1 protein-coding gene and 1 pseudogene (1 of these 2 running past the window's edge) are annotated in these 2,151 nt (G+C 64.2%); both read right to left on the bottom strand.

Features of this window, described 5'->3' with window-relative positions; all coding sequences use genetic code 11:
- Nucleotides 1–89: 89 nt before the first annotated feature.
- Entirely contained in the window at nt 90–1,253 is a 1,164-nt protein-coding gene (locus EOC06_RS34800) for an alpha/beta hydrolase (protein WP_128309941.1), read from the bottom strand.
- Nucleotides 1,254–1,396: 143 nt separating this feature from the next.
- Nucleotides 1,397–2,151, bottom strand: a pseudogene (locus tag EOC06_RS34795) (alpha/beta hydrolase); it runs 337 nt beyond the window's last position.

Genomic DNA, 2,151 nt, shown 5'->3' with positions numbered 1-2,151 from the left:
TCACTATACGGGGAGAGGATGCCGGCAGGCAGGTGAGGGGCAGCGCCGACTTCGACACCTGATGGTCTCCACCAGGAAGCTGCCCTCGGCTACCCGCCGGTGGCGATGGTCAGCACCTTGAACGGCGTGGTGATGACGATTTCCGCGACCGAGCCGACGGCCTTGCCGAGGCCCTGGCCGAGATTGTTGAGCTGAGTCGGGACGGGCTCGTCCGAGGCAAGGCCGGCAGGCGCCCGCAGCCGATCGCCCAGCAGTTGCACCAGCATTGGGTTGTCGGCGAATTTGGCGTGGTTGAGGCGGTCACCGCCCTTGGCCTGGGAAAGGTCGACCACCGACACGCCATAGCTGGCGAGGTCGGCCGCATCGCCGTAATCGCCGACGCGCGGCTTATCGCCCGAGATCAGGGAGGACAGCTTGAGAGCCCGGTCATCCGCCGAGAGCAGGATGGCGAATGGCTTGTCGGGTTTGCCGTAACGGATCATCTGTTTCTTGAACACGTCGACATCGATGTCGGGCGAGGCCAGGATGACGTAACCGAGTTTGTCGTCGAGATCGCGATCGCCGGTGATGGCAAGCTGGCGCAGAGCCTCCATGGTCACCCAGGTCCCCATCGAATGGGCGATGATGTCGATGCTCTTGACCTTGGTCTTGGCCAGCATCCTGAGCGTCGCCTCGAGGTCGTCGCGCGCTGCGTTGGCGCTTTCCTTGTCGTAGATGTAACCCGTGGTCTTGCCGCTCGAAGCCCATGAGAACAGCACCGGGGTGCCGGGATATTTCGTGTCGTGCGCGATCTGCGTCAGCCGGTAGATGCCGTCATCGAAGCCGTTGTTGAAGCCGTGCACGAAAACCAGCGCACGGTCGCCGCGCATGGCGATGTCGGCGCCGACCGCCTTGGCGAATTGCGGCGCGCCTTCATAGAAGGTGACGTCCTTGGCGGTGAAATCCTTGGCCGGATTGCTGTTCGCGGATCCCTTGGCCCGCTCGATGGCGCCGACCTGATGGTTTTTCGGGACGGTGACGTCGACAAGGGCAAAGCTGGTGGTCAGCGAGCGATCGCCGTCGAACACCTGTCGCGGGTCCTTGGTTGCCCTCTGGCGGGTGGTGGCGACGAAGATTTCATGCGTGGCCGCGATGTCGGAAGCGGGCACCGTGAGCGTCGTCTTGTTGAGCAGGTCGTGCGTTTTGCCGCCGGCGCAGCCGGTGACAGCGAGCGCCAATGCAACGACGAGGTAGCTCTTCGAACGCATGGTCATACGCCGGCTCCCGCCAAGGGGGACGTCAAACGCGTGACGTCGCTGGCTATTCCGATAAGGCCAGAGACCGGCGCGGTCCAGTTCAAAGTGTATCCACACGTCCGCGATGCCGGGCAGGCACGGCGAAAACCGCGGGACCGCACCTATTGGCCAAGCAGGCTGATGCGGTCTGTCACGTCACGGTCGCTGGCAAAGCCGTCATCCTCGCGCAGCCGCTGGCCGATCATCTTCACCAGCGTCGGATTGTCGGCGAACTTCGTATGGTTGAAGCTGTCCGATCCCTTGACCTTGGACAGGTCGACGACCGACACGCCATAGGAGGCGAGATCGGCGGCATCCTTGTAGTCGCCGACGCGCGGCCGGGATCCGGCGATCAGGCCGGAGAGCCGCAGCGCGCGGTCGTCGTCCGACAACAGCAGGATGAACGGCTTGTCGGGCTTGCCATAGCGCCGCATCTGGCTCTTGAACACGTCGACATCGATGTCGGGCGAAGCCAGCACCACGTCGCCGAGCTTGCCGCCGAGATCGCGGTCGCCGGTGATGGCCATCTGCCGCAGCGTTTCCATGGTGACCCAGGTTCCGAGCGAATGCGCGACGATGTCGATGCGCCGCGCGCCGGACTGCTCCAGCATCCTGAGCGTCACCTCCAGCTGGTCGCGGGCGGCGCTGGCGCTTTCCTTGTCATAAACGTAGTCGGTGGTCCTGGCGCCCGATGCCCAGGAAAACAGCACGGGCGTGCCGGGATAGCCGGAATCATGGACGATCTGGGTGAGGCGATAGACGGCGGCATCGAAGCCGGTGTTGTAGCCATGCACGAAGACCATGACGCGGCCGCCACGCGCCGCGATGTCGGCATTGAGCGCGCTGGAGAATTTCGGCTGCGTGTCGTAGCCGACGA

The sequence above is a fragment of the Mesorhizobium sp. M7A.F.Ca.MR.362.00.0.0 genome (assembly GCF_004023175.1).
In the GTDB taxonomy this organism is placed as follows: domain Bacteria; phylum Pseudomonadota; class Alphaproteobacteria; order Rhizobiales; family Rhizobiaceae; genus Mesorhizobium.
Note: the sequence above shows the minus strand (reverse complement) of the source record. Positions and strands in the feature narration are given on the sequence as shown.